This is a genomic window from Micromonospora sp. S4605 (assembly GCF_003176715.1).
Classification (GTDB): Bacteria; Actinomycetota; Actinomycetes; order Mycobacteriales; family Micromonosporaceae; genus Micromonospora; species Micromonospora echinaurantiaca.
In genome coordinates this window covers 1-2,518 of sequence record NZ_QGSW01000161.1, presented here as the reverse complement: position 1 = coordinate 2,518, position 2,518 = coordinate 1, and the positions used below count along the sequence as shown (strand labels likewise).

Here is a 2,518-nt window from a genome sequence, read left to right as displayed (position 1 = left end):
CCCCGGAACCCGCCCCGGCGGGTCCCTGCCGGACCTGCCGCTGCTGAAGTGCCTGCCGGACCTGACCAAGTTCCCGACGACGTGGACGCCGCCGAAGGAGTGCCAGCTGCCGGAGGGCTGCCTGCTGCTCAAGCCCGGCTCCAAGGTGCCCGTCGGCGGGCTGATCCTGCCCAAGGGGATCGTGCCGCCCGGCACCGCCTTCCCCGCCGGCACGGAACTGCCCGCCGGCACGATCCTCTCCGCCGACTGCATCCTGCCGGTGACCGGCGCGATCACCGGCACGGTCGGCGGCCTGACCGACATCCTCGGAGGCGGGCTGCTGCCATGATCGGACGGACCGCGAAACTTCAGGTCATCGCCTTCGTACTGGTGAGCCTGCTCGGCGTCGGCTACGTCGGGGTGCGCTACGTCGGCCTCGGCGACCGGCTGCTCGGCGGCGGGTACGTGGTGCACGTCGACCTCGCCCGCGCCGGCGGCCTGTTCGCCAACGCCCCGGTCACCTACCGCGGGGTGCCCGTCGGCCGGGTCACCGCGGTCAACCTGCGCGGTGACGGCGTCCGCGCCGACCTGCGGATCGACCGGGACGTCCGGGTGCCCGCCGAGCTGCGCGCGGTGGTGGCGCACCGCTCCGCCGTCGGCGAGCAGTACCTCGACCTGCGGCCGGACCGCGACGACGGCCCGTACCTGCGCGACGGGTCGGTGATCCCCGCCGACCGCACCGGCGTCCCGCTCGCCCCCGAGGTGCTGCTGTCCAACCTGGACGCGCTGGTCCGCTCGGTCGGGCCGGAGGACCTGGCCGTGCTGATCACCGAGCTGGGCACCGCGTTTCAAGGCAACGAGGCCGCGCTCGCCCGGATCCTCGACGCGGGGGACGCGCTGCTCACCGACGCGACAGCGGCCCTGCCCGAGACCCTCGCCCTGATCCACGACGGGCGCACCGTGCTGACCACCCAGGCCGAGTCGGCGGAGGCGTTGCGGCGCTGGGCGCGCGGCCTGGCCGAGCTGGCCGCCACCGTCCGCGAAGCGGACCCCGACCTGCGGCGCGTCCTGGCCGCCGGCCCGCCCGCCGCGACCGAGACGATCGCCCTGCTGCGCGGTCTGGAGCCGACCATCGGCACCCTGCTCGGCAACCTGGTGACCGTCAACGGCATCGCCGCCCGGCGGCTGCCCGGCATCGAGCAGTTGCTCGTGGCGTACCCGATCGCGGTCGCCGGCGGCTTCACCGTCACCCCCGGCGACGGCACCGCCCACCTCGGCCTGGTGCTCAACGTCAACAACCCGCCGTCCTGCGTGTACCGGGGCGGCAGCCGGCAGTGCGGCCCGCAGGACCGGGCGGCCGGCGCCGGGGTGCGCGGCGCCCCGAACGCGCCCCGCCCGGGCGGGGCCGACCCGGCGCCCGCCACCGGCACCCCGCCCGCCGCCACGACCGGGACGGTCGGCTACGACCCGGCGACCGGGCTGGTGCTCGGCTCCGACGGGCGACCGTTGCAGTTCGGCGGGACCGGCGGCCAGTACCGGACCGCCGGTGACCAGTCGTGGAAGCAGTTGCTGCTCGCCGGGGTGACCCCGTGACCGGCAGATCCGAGGAGGAGCCCGTGCAGACCCGCAGGGACCGCAGACTGAAAGTGATCAAGGGCGCCAAGGCCGGCGCACCCGGCCGGCCCGCCCAGCGCCGGCTGGTCAGCCGTCCCGTGCCGCGGCCGGAGCCGTCAATCGAGGCCGTGCTGGAGCGGCTCGACCAGGAGCCGGTGGCGGATCCGGACGACGTCGACGAGCTGACCGCGCTGGGCGACCCGGCCCGGGCCGACGACCCACCCGCCGGGGACGACGCGTCCGCCACCGACGACCCCGCGGCGGCCGACGGGACCGCCGCCGACCGTGCGGCGGTGGACCGGGCCGTGGCCGGCCGCCGGCGAGCTCTCGTGGGCCTGCTCGTGGTGCTGCTCGCCGCGGCCCTGGCCGGGGCCGGGTTCTACGGGCACCGCTGGTACACGGTGCGCGCCGTCGAAGAGGCCCGCCAGGCGGCGGTGGCCGCGGCCCGGCAGGCCAGCGTCGACTTCGTCTCGGTCAGCGCGGCCAGCGTGGACCGGGACCTGCAACGGATCTCCGCCGGGGCGACCGGCGAGTTCAAGGACGAGTTCACCCGGGGCCAGGCGCAGGTGCGCGCCGCGGTGGTGGAGAACAAGGTCGACTCGCGGGGGTCGGTGCTGCGGGCCGGCCTGGTCTCCGGCGACCGGAACCGGGCCGTGGTCATCGTGGCCGTCGACGCCACCGTGAAGAACGCCAAGGCACCCGAGGGCCGGCCGTCGCACTACCGGATCCAACTGGACATGGTCCGCGACCGGGACTCCGGCGACTGGCTCGTGTCCCGACTCCAGTTCGTCGGATGACCCCGCCGCGACGTCTCCAAGGAGGACCGATGCGTCTGCTCACCCGCATCCCACGCCCCCGGCTGCGGCCCGCCCGCCCGCCGCGGGGCTACAACCTCGCCCGCGTGGTGCCCGTCCTCCTCGGCCTC

Annotated in this window: 3 protein-coding genes; all 3 read left to right on the top strand. The window is 76.1% G+C overall.

Annotation, left to right across the window (positions count from 1 at the left end; translation table 11 throughout):
- On the top strand, positions 1 to 328 hold a 328-nt coding region (locus DLJ47_RS35705), incomplete at its 5' end, for a hypothetical protein (protein WP_199235795.1).
- The gene (locus DLJ47_RS11560) at positions 325 to 1,572 is read left to right on the top strand and encodes an MCE family protein (protein WP_109900041.1); all 1,248 of its coding nucleotides are present in this window, start codon (positions 325 to 327) and stop codon (positions 1,570 to 1,572) included. The genes DLJ47_RS35705 and DLJ47_RS11560, both read left to right, overlap by 4 nt.
- Positions 1,569 to 2,390 (top strand): hypothetical protein, encoded by an 822-nt coding sequence (locus DLJ47_RS11555; RefSeq protein ID WP_158289811.1) that lies wholly within the window; start codon positions 1,569 to 1,571, stop codon positions 2,388 to 2,390. Before DLJ47_RS11560 ends, DLJ47_RS11555 begins: the two co-directional genes overlap by 4 nt.
- Positions 2,391 to 2,518: the final 128 nt, after the last annotated feature.